This window comes from Chryseobacterium vaccae (genome assembly GCF_009602705.1).
Taxonomy (GTDB): Bacteria; Bacteroidota; Bacteroidia; order Flavobacteriales; family Weeksellaceae; genus Chryseobacterium; species Chryseobacterium vaccae.
Genome location: NZ_VSWH01000001.1, coordinates 4,437,784 through 4,451,277, shown reverse-complemented (window position 1 = coordinate 4,451,277; position 13,494 = coordinate 4,437,784). Strand labels below are relative to the sequence as shown.

The 13,494-nt window shown below is 37.2% G+C and carries 16 protein-coding genes; 7 read left to right on the top strand and 9 right to left on the bottom strand.

Annotated elements, in window-relative coordinates:
* The first annotated feature begins 1 nt into the window (after position 1).
* A complete protein-coding gene (locus FW768_RS20425) occupies positions 2-1,339 on the top strand; it encodes a UDP-N-acetylmuramate--L-alanine ligase (protein WP_153398575.1) in 1,338 nt (445 codons plus the stop codon).
* A 113-nt stretch (positions 1,340-1,452) separates the two neighbouring features.
* Here FW768_RS20425 and FW768_RS20420 read toward each other — a convergent pair whose 3' ends face one another.
* From FW768_RS20420 to FW768_RS20405, 4 genes are all read right to left on the bottom strand, one after another.
* Positions 1,453-2,517 (bottom strand): NAD(P)H-dependent flavin oxidoreductase, encoded by a 1,065-nt coding sequence (locus FW768_RS20420; protein WP_153398573.1) that lies wholly within the window; start codon positions 2,515-2,517, stop codon positions 1,453-1,455.
* Positions 2,518-3,039: 522 nt separating this feature from the next.
* Complete coding sequence (locus FW768_RS20415) at positions 3,040-3,741, bottom strand: DNA alkylation repair protein (RefSeq protein ID WP_153398571.1); 702 nt, start codon at positions 3,739-3,741, stop codon at positions 3,040-3,042.
* 9 nt (positions 3,742-3,750) lie between these two features.
* Positions 3,751-4,236 carry a hypothetical protein gene (locus FW768_RS20410; RefSeq protein ID WP_153398569.1) on the bottom strand — a complete coding sequence of 162 codons (486 nt, stop codon included), beginning with the start codon at positions 4,234-4,236 and terminating at the stop codon, positions 3,751-3,753.
* A gap of 53 nt (positions 4,237-4,289) precedes the next feature.
* On the bottom strand, positions 4,290-5,165 hold the full coding sequence (locus FW768_RS20405) for an aldo/keto reductase (RefSeq protein ID WP_153398567.1): 876 nt from the start codon (positions 5,163-5,165) through the stop codon (positions 4,290-4,292).
* Positions 5,166-5,600: 435 nt separating this feature from the next.
* Here FW768_RS20405 and FW768_RS20400 point away from each other — a divergent pair, with 435 nt between their 5' ends.
* Positions 5,601-6,035, top strand: a complete 435-nt coding sequence (locus FW768_RS20400; RefSeq protein ID WP_153398564.1) for a GNAT family N-acetyltransferase — start codon at positions 5,601-5,603, stop codon at positions 6,033-6,035.
* A gap of 1 nt (position 6,036) precedes the next feature.
* Positions 6,037-6,516: a GNAT family N-acetyltransferase gene (locus FW768_RS20395; protein WP_153398562.1), complete on the top strand. Its 480-nt coding sequence runs from the start codon at positions 6,037-6,039 to the stop codon at positions 6,514-6,516.
* On the opposite strand, the gene FW768_RS20390 is transcribed toward FW768_RS20395, so the two are convergent.
* The 5 genes from FW768_RS20390 to FW768_RS20375 all read right to left on the bottom strand — a co-directional run bounded on the left by FW768_RS20390 (position 6,505) and on the right by FW768_RS20375 (position 10,203).
* Positions 6,505-7,014: a GNAT family N-acetyltransferase gene (locus tag FW768_RS20390; RefSeq protein WP_153398560.1), complete on the bottom strand. Its 510-nt coding sequence runs from the start codon at positions 7,012-7,014 to the stop codon at positions 6,505-6,507. The genes FW768_RS20395 and FW768_RS20390 overlap by 12 nt on opposite strands.
* A gap of 10 nt (positions 7,015-7,024) precedes the next feature.
* On the bottom strand, positions 7,025-7,936 hold the full coding sequence (locus FW768_RS20385; RefSeq protein ID WP_153398558.1) for a LysR family transcriptional regulator: 912 nt from the start codon (positions 7,934-7,936) through the stop codon (positions 7,025-7,027).
* Between the two features lie 245 nt (positions 7,937-8,181).
* Positions 8,182-8,403, bottom strand: coding sequence for an alpha/beta hydrolase family protein (locus FW768_RS23605; RefSeq protein ID WP_196782929.1), 222 nt, complete (start codon positions 8,401-8,403; stop codon positions 8,182-8,184).
* Between the two features lie 107 nt (positions 8,404-8,510).
* Positions 8,511-9,116 carry an alpha/beta fold hydrolase gene (locus FW768_RS23600; protein ID WP_196782928.1) on the bottom strand — a complete coding sequence of 202 codons (606 nt, stop codon included), beginning with the start codon at positions 9,114-9,116 and terminating at the stop codon, positions 8,511-8,513.
* Between the two features lie 340 nt (positions 9,117-9,456).
* Positions 9,457-10,203 carry a metallophosphoesterase family protein gene (locus FW768_RS20375; RefSeq protein WP_153398556.1) on the bottom strand — a complete coding sequence of 249 codons (747 nt, stop codon included), beginning with the start codon at positions 10,201-10,203 and terminating at the stop codon, positions 9,457-9,459.
* A 362-nt stretch (positions 10,204-10,565) separates the two neighbouring features.
* Between FW768_RS20375 and FW768_RS20370 the strand changes: the two genes are divergently transcribed.
* From FW768_RS20370 to FW768_RS20355, 4 genes are all read left to right on the top strand, one after another.
* Positions 10,566-11,180 (top strand): NAD(P)H-dependent oxidoreductase, encoded by a 615-nt coding sequence (locus FW768_RS20370; protein ID WP_153398554.1) that lies wholly within the window; start codon positions 10,566-10,568, stop codon positions 11,178-11,180.
* Positions 11,180-11,467: a putative quinol monooxygenase gene (locus FW768_RS20365; protein WP_153398552.1), complete on the top strand. Its 288-nt coding sequence runs from the start codon at positions 11,180-11,182 to the stop codon at positions 11,465-11,467. The genes FW768_RS20370 and FW768_RS20365 overlap by 1 nt, the downstream gene beginning before the upstream one ends.
* Positions 11,468-11,473: 6 nt before the next feature.
* On the top strand, positions 11,474-12,220 hold the full coding sequence (locus FW768_RS20360) for a type 1 glutamine amidotransferase domain-containing protein (RefSeq protein ID WP_231128739.1): 747 nt from the start codon (positions 11,474-11,476) through the stop codon (positions 12,218-12,220).
* A gap of 250 nt (positions 12,221-12,470) precedes the next feature.
* Entirely contained in the window at positions 12,471-13,454 is a 984-nt protein-coding gene (locus FW768_RS20355; protein ID WP_153398550.1) for an aldo/keto reductase, read from the top strand.
* Positions 13,455-13,494: the final 40 nt, after the last annotated feature.

The window sequence follows — 13,494 nt, the reverse complement described above, 5'->3', positions numbered from 1 at the left end:
GTTGAAAACCCACTTCATTGCTATCGGCGGAAGCGCCATGCATAACCTTGCTATTGCGTTAAAAGACAAAGGATATAAGGTAACAGGTTCAGATGATGCTATTTTTGAACCTTCAAGATCCAGACTGGAAAAGAAAGGAATTCTGCCTCAGGAAATGGGCTGGTTCCCGGAAAAGATCACTCCGGATATTGATGCCGTTATTCTCGGAATGCATGCCCATCAGGATAATCCGGAACTGGCCAAAGCAAAAGAACTGGGATTAAAAATTTACTCATACCCGGAATTTCTTTACGAACAGTCTAAAAATAAAACCAGAGTAGTTATTGCCGGTTCACATGGTAAAACAACCATCACCTCTATGATTCTCCATGTTCTGAACTTCCATCAGAAGGATGTTGATTTTATGGTAGGTGCACAGCTGGAAGGCTTCGACTGTATGGTGAAATTAACCCAGGATAATGATTTTATGGTACTGGAAGGTGATGAATACCTTTCCTCTCCTATTGATCTTCGTTCAAAATTTCTCCTTTATCAGCCGAATATCGCTTTGATGAGTGGTATTGCATGGGATCATATCAATGTTTTCAAAACATTCGACGATTATATAGAACAGTTCAGAAAGTTTACGGCAAGCATTACCCCGGGTGGTGTTATGGTGTATAACGAGGAAGATCCTGAAGTGGTAAAGGTAGTGGAAGCTGCTGAAAATTATTTCAGAAAAATTCCTTACAAAACTCCTGAATATGAGATTAACGGCGGAAAAGTATATCTGAAAACGGAAATGGGAGATGTTCCTCTGTCTGTTTTCGGTGCTCATAATCTTCTGAATATGGAAGGAGCAAGACATATCTGCCAACAGCTGGGAATTATGGATGAGGATTTTTATGAAGCCATCATGAGTTTCAAAGGAGCTTCAAAACGTCTTGAAAAGGTAGAAAGAGATGATAAAGGCACCCTTTACAAAGATTTTGCTCATGCACCAAGCAAGGTAAAAGCAACGGTGAAGGCATTCCAGGAACAGTTTAAGAACGAAACCCAATACGGTTTCCTTGAACTTCATACGTATTCAAGCTTAAATCCTGTGTTCCTTGAGCAGTATGATCATGCTATGGACGGACTGGATGAAGCCATCGTTTTCTATTCTGAGGACGCTTTAAAGATCAAAAGAATGGAACCTATTTCTCCGGAATTCATTAAAGAAAAATTTAAAAATGACCGTTTAAGAGTATTCACCAATGCTGAAGACCTTCATGCCTACTGGAATACTTTAGATAAGACCAAAGGGGTTTACCTGATGATGAGTTCAGGGAACTTCGGAGGGCTGGATCTTACCCAATAATAAGATACTACTCATCTATATTTCAACTCCTTTCAGGTAAACTGGAAGGAGTTTTTTTGAATATTTTGGGTAAAACTCAGTAGCGGCGGGCTAAAGCCCGCCGCTACTGAGTTTTAATTTGTTTTTTCAGAATCCCTGATCAGATTGGTCAAAATCTCTTCAGTAGAAGCTTCGTTGTAATCATGAATGGATTGTCCGGTCCAGATCCCCACAAAGTCTGTATTATTCATTGTTTTTGCAACCCGTCTTAGTTCATTAGTGAGTTTATTCTGGTATGGGTATGGGAGAATATGCTCTGAATATTCAAGGGTTTCAATGAACTTATTTCTGATTCCTCTGGCGTAGCGTCCTGAAAAGCTCCGGGTGAGCATAATATCTTTTTCAGTTACATTTTTAAGCCTTTCTTTTTCAAATGGCTGCAGGGCACTTTCCTGGGAAGCCAGCAACATGCTTCCTACCTGAAATCCCTCTGCCCCTAATTCTTTAGCTGCTCTTAAAGTTCTTCCGTTATAAATTCCGCCCGCATAGATAAGAGGAACTTTCACATGATTATATACCTCAGAAAACAAAGATATTCCTCCGATTTCCGGGATATTGTCAGCATTAAAACTGCCCCGGTGGCCTCCTGCCTCTATTCCCTGAACACAGATCATATCAATTCCGGATTTTTCAAGAATTAAAGCTTCTTCAACTGAAGTACAGGTTCCAATGAGGGTTACTCCGTTTTCTTTCAGTTTTTGAATACTTTTATCATCCAGATTTCCAAAAGTAAAGCTTAGTATTTTACAGCCTTCTTCAATAACAGCTTCCACCAGTTCCTGATAACCATTTGCTTTAAGATCACTGAGATCAGGAAGCTGTACTTCAAGATGATTTTCCCTGGCCAGCTGTTCAATAAAATACTTTGTCCTGATGTATTTTTCTTTTAATATTTCCGTGACTTCGGGAATGTTATGGGCAAACAGGTTGACCGCAAAAGGTTGATCAGTAAGCTTTTTTATTTCCCGGATCAGCTCAACAGCCTTTTCTGCGGAGAGGTCAGCAATTGCCAGAGACCCCAGACCTCCGGCTCTGGCAGCAGCGGCCGCCATTTGCGGGGTACTTACTCCAAACATCGGAGCTTGGATTATGGGATATTTTATATTCAATTTTTTGCTGATGGTGTCGGGCCAGAACATAGGTTTTATTTTACCTAAAATTTACGAAAAATCCAGAAAACCAATACTGTATGTTTTTATGATATGACTCATAAGATCCTATCCGGGATTGGCACAGATTCTTTTAATTTAAAGTCTTGATCAACAGAAAATATTAAGAGCCTGTTTAAATTTCTAAATTTGATTTTTTATAACATTTAAATTTTTATCTAAATCAAATTCTTTGGAGTATTTTTTGAATAAAATGATAATGTACTGATAACGTGTTTTTTCACGCAAAGTTTTAACTTCATTATGGATATTTTCAGAGAGCAAAGGATAGAATCAACTTCGTTGATTCGTCGAAGCGTGTGGATAAGTATACCGCTTCATCAGCGACAAAGTCGCTTCACTTTCCCCACTTCAAATAAAGCGGTATTATTCATCAACCTGCGTTTATCTTTTTAATTACAAAATAATTTCAAACATGATTTATTGAGTTTTATCAACAAAACATATGATCATCAAGTGCATAAAAATTCCTGAATAAAATGTAAACAGGATCTACCCTTTTCTGAGGTCTTTATAATGTTTTTTCATTTCGGGATCAAGCTTCTCTATGGCATAGGAAAATGTGGCGGCAGGCATTGTTTTCACATACCGGTCAAGAAAAGAACGGTGTCGCTCAGGATCTTTTTTACCGGCTTCCCTTACCCAGCTTCCCACTGCTTTATTCACCAGTTCATCAGAATCATGCACAAGGATTTCTGCAATGGCAAACGTATCTTCTACCTCATTCTCCCTGATAAAAGCATGGGTACTTACTATGGCAGTTCTTCTTTCCCAGGGACTTTCAGATTCTGCGAGTTTATAAAGAATATCTCTGGGCTTGTCAATAAGGTACTCTCCGATAATATTCCTGGCTCCTCTGTCCACAAAATCCCAGTTATTCAGGCGGTCATGACGTATCAGATAAAGATCAAAAAGTTGTTTTTTCTTATCTGCAGAAACTTTCTTATTTCCGGCCTGGAAATCCATAATGCTCACGGCTCCCATTCTAACTTCATAAAATTCACTGTTAAGCAGTTCATTGATTTCCTCTAAAGGCATCGCAGAAAATTCTTTTGCCGTAGTGAATACATTTCCGAACCTTACCCCAAAATGCCGGGTTATTCCATCATTTCCCTTGAAAAACTTTTTAACCTTATCAATTTCATTCTCATCTTTGAATGATGATAGCTTTTCTATGAATTCTCCTGCTGTCATAACAATTTTTTATTTAAGCCAGTTCCTGTACTTTTCTTCCACCCATTTTTTCAGATATTGATTGAAATTAAACAATAACTGCTCGGTTTCAGAAACAAAAAATTCCTGTGGAAGCCCTTCTGTAATACTGATATAAAGAGGCTTCGCCCAATTCATTAAGAACATTTGCGATCCCGTATCCGTCATACAGAAAGTTACATTCTCGTAGATCTGTTTTAAGCTTTGATAATCAGAATCCATTAATTTTTCAAGGTAATTAAAAATGGTTTCCGGGACTTCTCCTTCTTCAGTATAAACATCTGAACCGTTCTTCGTTATTTTTTCATGCTGAAAAGCTTTCATCCGGAAGATATAATTGAAATCATGGTCAATCAGCAGTTCAGCCCCCAACAATCTTTCACTAAAACCATCGGAAGTATCAAAAGAGAAGATATAGTCACCGTTCAGAGTAACTGTATTTTTATCTTCATCAAATTTTCTTGAATTAATCCACATAGTTTAAAAAATAATTTCCGCAGACCTGATGATCTGCGGAAAATTTATAATCGTTAAATATCTGCTACAGATTTCAGCATTTTCTGCTCCCATTCAGGATCTTTCGGATCAAAGAACAGCCTTTTTCCTGTATCCAGAGAACGGACGGTATTCATTTCATCTTCTGTCAGTTCAAAGTCAAAAACATTGAAGTTTTCTTCAATTCTGGAAGGGGTTACCGATTTAGGAATTACTACAAAACCTTCCTGAAGATGCCATCTCAGAATTACCTGGGCTGTTGTTTTATGGTATTTTTCAGCAATTGCTTTTAATTCTGCATTATTTAAAAGGTCTGCATTTCCGTTTCCAAGCGGGCTCCACGGCTGGGTAATGATATTATTCTCCCTGTCGTACACCTGAAGCTCTTTCTGCTGGAATACCGGGTGAAGCTCAATTTGGTTGATCACAGGAAGTATTGTTGAATTTTCCTTTAATTCCTCCAGTTTTTCTACCGTAAAATTACATACGCCTATTGCTTTGATCTTTCCTTCACTGTATAATTCCTCCAGTGCCTTCCATGTTCCCAGGAAATCTCCATAAGGCCAGTGGATCAGATACATATCCAGATAATCCATCTGAAGTCTGTCCAATGTTCTCTGAAATGCACTTTTGGCTTTTTCATACCCGTGATCCTGAACCCATACTTTTGAGGTGATAAAAAGGTCATCCCTGTCCACCCCGCTGTTTTTTACCGCATTTCCTACTGCTGTTTCATTCTGGTAAATAGCTGCCGTATCAATCATTCTGTATCCTGTATGAATTGCCTTAATCACCGCCTTTTCACATTCTTCCAGATTCTCCATCTGCCATACTCCAAAACCCAGTGCAGGAATATCCACTCCGTTATTTAAGGTCACTACAGGCTGTCCTGTATAGGTCTTCTTTTGCATAATTTTTACTTTAAATTTTTAATATCAAGATAAGGTATAACAAATTTGCGATAAAAATTTCAAAATCCGGCTTACCAATTTTACTGTTATTTATTAAAAAACTAGCATTGGGTGAGTTGGGAGAGCGCAAGATACGCAAAGGCTTTAAACCATTATGCTGCTTTTAATACGCGAGAAATCAAAGATTTTCAACAAATAATTTCCGTTCTTACTAAAAAAGGTTCCCACAGATTGCACAAATTTCACAGAAAAAAATCTGTGATTTGTGTATTTGTGGGAGCTAGATTTATACAAATTTTGAAATTCAATATTGTAAAATCTGCTCAATCTGCCTGATGCACGAGAGAAAAATAGATTGGCTTATTAAATCATCACTCTAATTCCTGTACACTGGGAACTACCATCTAAATTCCTATTTTTGCAAAAACAAAAACAATGTCACATACGATCAGGCTTGCCAATGCTAAAGATTATTCAAGAATTATGGAGATCTGGGAATCTGCGGTAAAAGCTACTCATGATTTTCTTGCTGAGGAAGATTTCAACTATTTCAAAGAAGTTATTCCAAGGGATTATCTTCCGAATCTTGAAGTTTATCTCATCACCGAAGATGAAAAAGCAGAAGGCTTTGCGTCTGTTGCGGAAGGTAATCTGGAAATGCTTTTCATCCATAATGATACCCGTGGAAAAGGATATGGCAGAAAGTTATATGAATTCATGAAGGAAAAAAAGGGTCTTACCAAGGTAGATGTTAATGAGCAGAATCCTCAGGCCATTGGCTTTTACGAAAAAATGGGATTCAGACAGACCGGAAGATCAGAAAAAGACGGTTCCGGAAAAGACTATCCTATCATCCACATGAGTCTGTAAAATGGAGAATTATACCTTCCGAAAAATAAAACCGGATTCAGAAATTCCATACGATCTGCTTCTGCTTGCCGATGAAACCGTTGAGGCTATCAACCGATATATCTTTGATTCCGACATTTATCTATTGAATAACGGAGCGTTTGATATTGCAGTTATTGCACTTTACGATAACAGCGATACAGAGTTGGAGATCAAGAACATGGCCGTTATTGAAGATTTCAGAAGCAGAGGTATCGGCAGTATTCTGATTGATAAAGCCAAAGAAATTGCTTTGAAAAACGGGTGTGAAATTTTAACTGTGGGAACTTCAGATACCGGATTTCAGCAGATCAGATTCTATGAAAAGAATGGATTTGTTAAAAAAGGGATCCGTAAAGATTTTTTTATAGAAAATTATCCTTCTCCGATCTTCGAAAACGGCTTACAGATGCGGGATATGGTGGTTCTGGAATTTTCAATCTATCATGAACTATTTCCGTAGGTCTTCAATAGTGTAAATGACACCATTATTCCCATCAAAATCAAACTCTCGGTCGAAGATCATTCCCATTTTTTGAAGTACTCTTATGGATGCAGTATTACCGATCATTGCCCGCCCTATTATTTTTGGAAGATTCAATTTTTCAAATCCATAATTAAGGCTGGCAGCTGCACTTTCTGAAGCATATCCTTTATTCCAGTATTCTTCAAAAAACCGGAATCCAATATCTGTTTCACGGGTTTCTTCATGGTACTTTAAACCGCACCAGCCAAGAAATGTATGACCAGATTTATCCACAACAGCCCATCTTCCATAACCGTTCCTCTCATAATCTTTATAGTTCTTTAAAAAATTCCGGGCTTCTTCTACACTGGTAAATGATGAATCTCCGGTATATTTTATAACATTGGGATTTTGGTTGAGATTAAAGAAATGTTCTGCATCTTCAGGGGTTAGCTCTCTCAATAAAAGACGTTCAGTTTCGGCTATTTTTTTCATATCAGTGGGGTTATGCCGTTACTTTCTTACCCATCATCTGGCGGAACAGGCCTTTGATATGATCTATTTCAGACTGGTAATTTGTTTTCTTCCGGCATCCGAAATACAATGTGTTTTCCAGTTTTTTCTCTCCTTTCCAGATCAGCTTGATCTCACCATTATCAATTTCATTCTTACACAGGAAATCAGGGACAACGGCCAATCCTGTTCCTCCTTTCAGGCATCTTATGATTGAATTTAAATTCGGAACGATATAATTCGGACGGAAATTCGGCTTATGTCCAAAATTCATGATCCAGAACTGAAATAAATGCTCCATATCTCCGGTGGTTCCGTACCATTTTTCCTGTTTCAGCCATTCTTCAATATATTCCGGGCCTTTTGTATGTGCGGTTTCAAGAAAACTTTCTGTATCCACATCTTTCCCGCCTACCAGAATGATCTGTTCTGAAGAAAAAGCTTCATGTTCAATATTAGGAGATATGCCTTTTTTAGGAGTAATGATAAGATCCAGAATCCCTTTATCAAGCTGTTCCAGCATTTCAGGATATTCCCCGAAACTGATGATCAGGTTGAAAGGCAGCGTGGAAACATATTGTTCCAATGTGGTCTGGAATGTTTCAAAGCACATGCCCACACTAATCGTAGGCGTCAGCTTTTCTGTAGATTTCTGGAAGTTTTTTTCTACATCTTCAAGTTTGGCTAACGGCTCTGAAACAGCATTAAACAAAACTTTTCCTCTTTCGGTAGGAATCATTTTCCGGCCTGTCCTGTCAAATAACTTATATCCTACATATGCTTCTAGGGAACTTAAATGAAGACTTACGCCCGGCTGTGAAATAAACAGGGATTCTGCAGCGCCTGTCAGTGTTCCGGTTTTATAGATGGCTTTAAAAGTGCGGTACCATTCTAAGTTGACCATAACTTTAATTATAAATATTATGATACAAAATTACAAAATAATCATAATACTAATTGCTATTTTAATTAGATCAGGAAGCTGGAGACTGGAAGAAAGAAGTTCAATGAGCCTATACAATAATGATCACCTGATATATTGATTTTTTTATTGAATCCAATAATATCTATAAATCATCTGCTCAATCTGATCTCCAAACTTCCCTCTCCTGCTTCCTGCCTTTTATTTTTGTTCAAACTGAACTCCGATTATTTTAATACCTGAAGAATTGTATTCTGAAACTTTTCCGGTTCATCTTTATGAATCTGATGTCCTGAATTTTCAAATAAAAACAGATCTTTTTTAGGAGCTTTTACTTTTCTGAAATACTCGGTTGTAATTCTGGTGGAAGTTTGAATATCATTTTTGCCGACAAAGAAATAAATAGGACATTCCACTTTTTTTAAAGTCTTAGGCAGATCAATATTCATCACTTCATTCCAGGCATGTGACCATGTTTTTGACCATTTAAGAAAACCTTTTTTAAAATCTTCACTGGTTACATTTTTCTTTCCGTCTTTATAAAAAAGCCACTTTCTTAATAAAACAGGTCTTCATCCACTTTAAACGGAATTTGTACACTTGCTAATTCTTTAGTCGCAACAAGATCTTCTTTGAAATGATCTTTTAAAATCTGAAGTAGTTCCTTCTCACTCTCCAACTGGCTTACAACAGGATTTACGGCAAAATAAGCATGTAATAGCTCCGGATGATTTCTAACGATATAGAACCCTAAAGCATTCCCCCATGAACTTCCCAACAGGTATACTTTATCCTGTTTTAATTCTTTTCTCAGAAAATTAATAACCTGATACGTATCTTTTCCCATCAGCTCAACTGAAGGCTGCACTGGCGAAGGATTTAATTCCAGGGTTTTCCCGGCATCTCTTTGGTCCCACTGAACAATGGTAAATTTGCTTTTTAAAAGATTCGTAAAGGAATCTGCATTTGTTCTCATTGAGCTTCCGGGTCCTCCTGATAAAAAGAGCAATATCGGTTTACCGGAATCATCAGTTTTAATATCTATGGCTTGTTTTATTCCTCCAATTTCCGGAGTAAGCAAAGTATCTATTTTTCCTTTGTGTAATTGTGCCATACAAAATACAGATAATAGTAAAAGAATAAAAAGGCTTGTCTTTTTCATGATTTCTAAATTTTAATTTGATACAAATATCCTTCAGAGAATCTTTAAAAAAGACCGAATAAAAAAACTCGAACTGATTTTAGTAAAAAATGAGTTCGAGTTCCTTCAAATTAAAGTTCGAATAATTACAAAACACTACCAATCAAATACTTAAAAACACAATCAATAACTAATTGGTATATCGAAAAAATTTCAGGATCATTCAATAAATAGTAAAAAAACATCTTTTCTTGTACTTTATAAGTAAGGTAAATACGTCAATGACATAAAATACAGGCTGCAATTCTCAGAGGATTTGATCGTGATAGGTTTCAGAATGATCACAGCATGTCCAAAAAAATTAAGACATTACTATTTTTCCATTCCTTAAAAATAAAGCATAATAATCCGGAATTTCACTTTCTTCGATCTGGCGGGCTGTTTCTTCAAGCGGGTAAGCCAGTTGTACAATTTCAGGGGTCATTTTATTTTCATCCAATGTTAAAACCAGGTAGGAAGCTAATCTGTTTTCTTCTTTGGAGCGCCCTACAGAACCGCAGTTCACCGCACATTTTCCGTTATCCAGATGTTTTTTGAATGATAAATGAGTGTGTCCCATCACGATAATATCGGATTGGGATTCTTCCAGCATACACGAAAAAACCTCATCATTTTCAGATTCGTACAGATAACTATCATTGCTTTTCAAACTGGAATGAACCAACTGAATATTCCAATGCTTCTTCCCTGTTTTATAATTCAGCTTCATATGAAAAGGCAGCTGTGAAAGAAATCTTTTATTTTCTTCCGTGATATTCTTTTTAGAATGCTCAATAGCAATACATCTTGCTTCCGTTTCTTCTTGTGAATGCTTAGATAAAGGAATTACAGGAATATCAAAAGCTATTCTTTCATCATGATTCCCCATCAGACAGGGAATATTCAGGCCCTTAATTTTCTCTACCACTTCATTTCCCCAAGGAGCAAAATCTACCAGATCCCCAAGACAGAATTTCTGCTGTATTCCTCTCTTTTCTATATCCTTTAAAACTGTGTCCAGTGCCGGAAGATTCCCGTGCACATCACTAAAAACCGCAATCTGTATCATATCCATTCAATTGATCTAACAAATTTACATGAGATACCTGATCTTAAACTCCGGAAGAGTATGATTTTTACCATGTATTTGAAACTTATCACTCTACTATATAAACTTAAAGTTATAATTTCCAGTCTTTTATCTATCCATCTATTATCTTTGCTCTTCTTTTTCAATCTTAAATTCACCCTTCACTTGCAAAGCAAAATTCACTATTGACAACAGGTAGCCTGAACAGACAACCCACGTCTATCATCTTTCATCTCCACCTAATCTATAATTTTTCTAATACTTATCTATAATTCATATTATTTTTATTATACAACTACCCATCCTAACTTTGCATCAGAAAATTTAACAATCATAAAAAAATGAAAAAAGTATTAATCATCAACGGAGGACAGAATTTCGGACATTCCGGAGGAAAATATAATCAAACTATTGCAGAAAACACTTTGGCAGTATTAAAGAAATTTGAAAATACAGAAGTGAAAGTTACCAATGTAGCAGAAGGCTATGACAAGAATGAAGAGGTTAAAAAATTCGTATGGGCAGACTATATCATTTATCACACCCCTATCTGGTGGTTTCAGCTTCCGAACGGATTGAAAAAATATATCGATGATGTTTTCACGGCAGGTCACGCCAAAGGAATCTATATGAATGATGGGAGAAATGCAGAAAACCCGGAAATCAATTACGGAACCGGAGGAATGCTGGGCGGAAGAAAATATATGGTCACTACAAGCTGGAATGCACCGGAAACAGCTTTTACGCTTTCCGGAGAATTTTTTAATGAAACCAGTGTGGATAATGGGCCGTTATTTGGTTTCCACAGAATGAACGCCTTTGTTTCCTTGGAGAAAATGGAAAGTTTCCACTTCCATGATGTAGAGAAAAATGCCAATATAGAACGCGATATGAAACTTTACAGAGAACATCTTGAACATGTTTTTGAACAGGAATTAAAACCACAGTTAGTCTAATGAAAATTTATCTTACAGCAGTAATCAAGTCCAAAGAAGAACATCAGGCAGAAGTATTGGAAGTTCTTCAGAATATGGTAACAGAAACCCAAAAAGAAGAAGCCAATGAATTATACAGCCTTCATCAGGGTATTGAAGACAAAAACCAGTTTGTCTTTTATGAGATCTGGAAAAATGAAGAAGGACTTGCCCAACACAACCAGCAGCACTATATTCAGGCTTTCGGAGCCATTGCAGATGAAAAACTGCAGGAAAAACCTCAGATCTATATTACTCATATTCTTTAATATCCAATGAAAAAACTGGCCCTTTTATTTTTAAGCCTGCTTACGATAGGAATTGTTCAGGCTCAGCATCAAAAATCCCAACCTATGAAAAAGAAAATTCTATTTGTGGTAACCAGCCATGACAAAAAAGGAAATACCGGAGAAAATACAGGATATTATCTGGGTGAAGTTTCCCACCCGTGGGAAGTTCTTCACAAAGCCGGCTATGAAATAGATTTTGTAAGCCCGAAAGGCGGAACTCCCCCTGTAGACGGATTTGATTTGAAAGATCCTGTCAACAAAGCGTTCTGGGAAAACAAAGAATACAAAAACAAGATGGATCACTCTCTAACTCCGTCTCAGGTTAACCCAAAAGATTATTCAACGATCTTTTATGCCGGAGGCCACGGTGCCATGTGGGATCTTGCAGATAATACGGAACTGGCAGCTATTGCCTCAAAGATCTATGAAAACGGAGGTATCGTAGCGGGTGTATGCCACGGTCCTGCCGGTCTTGTTAATATTAAACTCAGCAACGCCCAATATCTGGTAGACGGTAAAAAAATCAACGCTTTTACCAATGAAGAAGAAGCTGAAGTAAAATTAACGGATGTTGTTCCTTTTCTTCTGGAAAATAAATTAAAAGAAAGAGGAGCAAAATTTGAAAAAATCAGGACTTTGGCAGAATTATACGGTTACAGACCAGAGAGTAATCACAGGACAAAACCCACAGTCTGCAAAAAGTGTGGGGGAAGCCATTTTAAAAGAGCTTAACAAATAACAGACAATCTCTCAAGCAACTAAAAAACGGAACAATTAAGATCAATCAGATTTTGAAAATTTTTCAACATTAAGTTCTTTTAAGATTTTCAGAATATTAAGTTAAGCTTCATTTTAAGGCGTGTTGCTTATAAAAAATCTTAGATTTTTCCTTAACTAATCTTAAAACCTTCACCAATCCTAATAGTTTAAAACAAGCTTTTGGATTTTGTGGTTGCTTTTCATCAAATTTTAAAAATATAAAATGGAATACAGAACATTAGGAAATACAGACCTTGAATTATCAGTAATCACCCACGGAGCATTCGCTATCGGAGGAAATATGTGGGGAGGAAATGAAAAGCAGGACTCTATTAACTCAATCCACGCCTCTCTGGATCACGGAGTAACTTCTATTGATACCGCGCCTTTCTATGGTTTCGGGCTGAGTGAAGAAATGATCGGAGAAGCTATCAAAGGCAAAGACCGTTCAAAAATCCAGCTGTTAACAAAATTCGGACTGGTTTGGGACGGAAGCAATAACGGAAAAGGAGAGCTTTTCTTCGATGCTGAAGAGGATGGAAAAACAGTTCCGGTTTACAAATATGCTTCTAAAGCCAATGTCATCAAAGAAGTAGAAGAAAGCTTGCAGAGACTGGGAACAGATTATATTGATCTTCTACAACTTCACTGGCCGGACAGTACAACAGCGATCAGTGAAACGATGGAAGCCATGGAACTTTTGATCCAGCAGGGAAAAATCCGTGCTGCAGGAGTAAGCAATTATTCTGTTTCACAGATGCAGGAAGCGAACAGAACTCTTCATCTGGCCAGCAACCAGGTTTCTTACAGTATGCTGAACCGGGCCATTGAAAGCGATCTTATTCCTTATTCTTTAGAAAATAATTCAGGAATTATCGTTTACAGCCCAATGGAAAGAGGTCTTTTGACCGGAAAATATTTCAAAGAAAATAAATTAAAAGAAAATGACCACAGAAATGGTTACTTCTCCCAATTTGATCTGAATAAAGTAAAAACTTTCCTGGAAAAGATCGAACCTCTTGCACAGGAAAAAGGAGCTACCCTTTCTCAGCTTGTATTACGTTGGACTTCATTACAGCCATCCATCACCGTTGTTCTGGCCGGAGCCAGAAACGCCCAGCAGGCCATTGAAAATGCCAAAGCAATGTCTATTGAACTATCTCAGGAAGAATTGAACTTTATCAATTCTGCACTGAATGAGATATAAAAGGGAAAGAAAGATGGAGATAGAAAAATTTTGAATGGAA

Excerpts from the sequence above, each read along its gene's own strand:
- FW768_RS20420 (WP_153398573.1), bottom strand. The coding sequence starts at position 2,517 with ATGTTCTGGCCCGACACCATCAGCAAAAAATTGAATATAAAATATCCC.
- FW768_RS20415 (WP_153398571.1), bottom strand. The coding sequence starts at position 3,741 with ATGACAGCAGGAGAATTCATAGAAAAGCTATCATCATTCAAAGATGAG.
- FW768_RS20410 (WP_153398569.1), bottom strand. The coding sequence starts at position 4,236 with ATGTGGATTAATTCAAGAAAATTTGATGAAGATAAAAATACAGTTACT.
- FW768_RS20405 (WP_153398567.1), bottom strand. The coding sequence starts at position 5,165 with ATGCAAAAGAAGACCTATACAGGACAGCCTGTAGTGACCTTAAATAAC.
- FW768_RS20400 (WP_153398564.1), top strand. The coding sequence starts at position 5,601 with ATGTCACATACGATCAGGCTTGCCAATGCTAAAGATTATTCAAGAATT.
- FW768_RS20395 (WP_153398562.1), top strand. The coding sequence starts at position 6,037 with ATGGAGAATTATACCTTCCGAAAAATAAAACCGGATTCAGAAATTCCA.
- FW768_RS20390 (WP_153398560.1), bottom strand. The coding sequence starts at position 7,014 with ATGAAAAAAATAGCCGAAACTGAACGTCTTTTATTGAGAGAGCTAACC.
- FW768_RS20385 (WP_153398558.1), bottom strand. The coding sequence starts at position 7,936 with ATGGTCAACTTAGAATGGTACCGCACTTTTAAAGCCATCTATAAAACC.
- FW768_RS23605 (WP_196782929.1), bottom strand. The coding sequence starts at position 8,403 with ATGAATATTGATCTGCCTAAGACTTTAAAAAAAGTGGAATGTCCTATT.
- FW768_RS23600 (WP_196782928.1), bottom strand. The coding sequence starts at position 9,116 with ATGAAAAAGACAAGCCTTTTTATTCTTTTACTATTATCTGTATTTTGT.
- FW768_RS20375 (WP_153398556.1), bottom strand. The coding sequence starts at position 10,203 with ATGATACAGATTGCGGTTTTTAGTGATGTGCACGGGAATCTTCCGGCA.
- FW768_RS20370 (WP_153398554.1), top strand. The coding sequence starts at position 10,566 with ATGAAAAAAGTATTAATCATCAACGGAGGACAGAATTTCGGACATTCC.
- FW768_RS20365 (WP_153398552.1), top strand. The coding sequence starts at position 11,180 with ATGAAAATTTATCTTACAGCAGTAATCAAGTCCAAAGAAGAACATCAG.
- FW768_RS20360 (WP_231128739.1), top strand. The coding sequence starts at position 11,474 with ATGAAAAAACTGGCCCTTTTATTTTTAAGCCTGCTTACGATAGGAATT.
- FW768_RS20355 (WP_153398550.1), top strand. The coding sequence starts at position 12,471 with ATGGAATACAGAACATTAGGAAATACAGACCTTGAATTATCAGTAATC.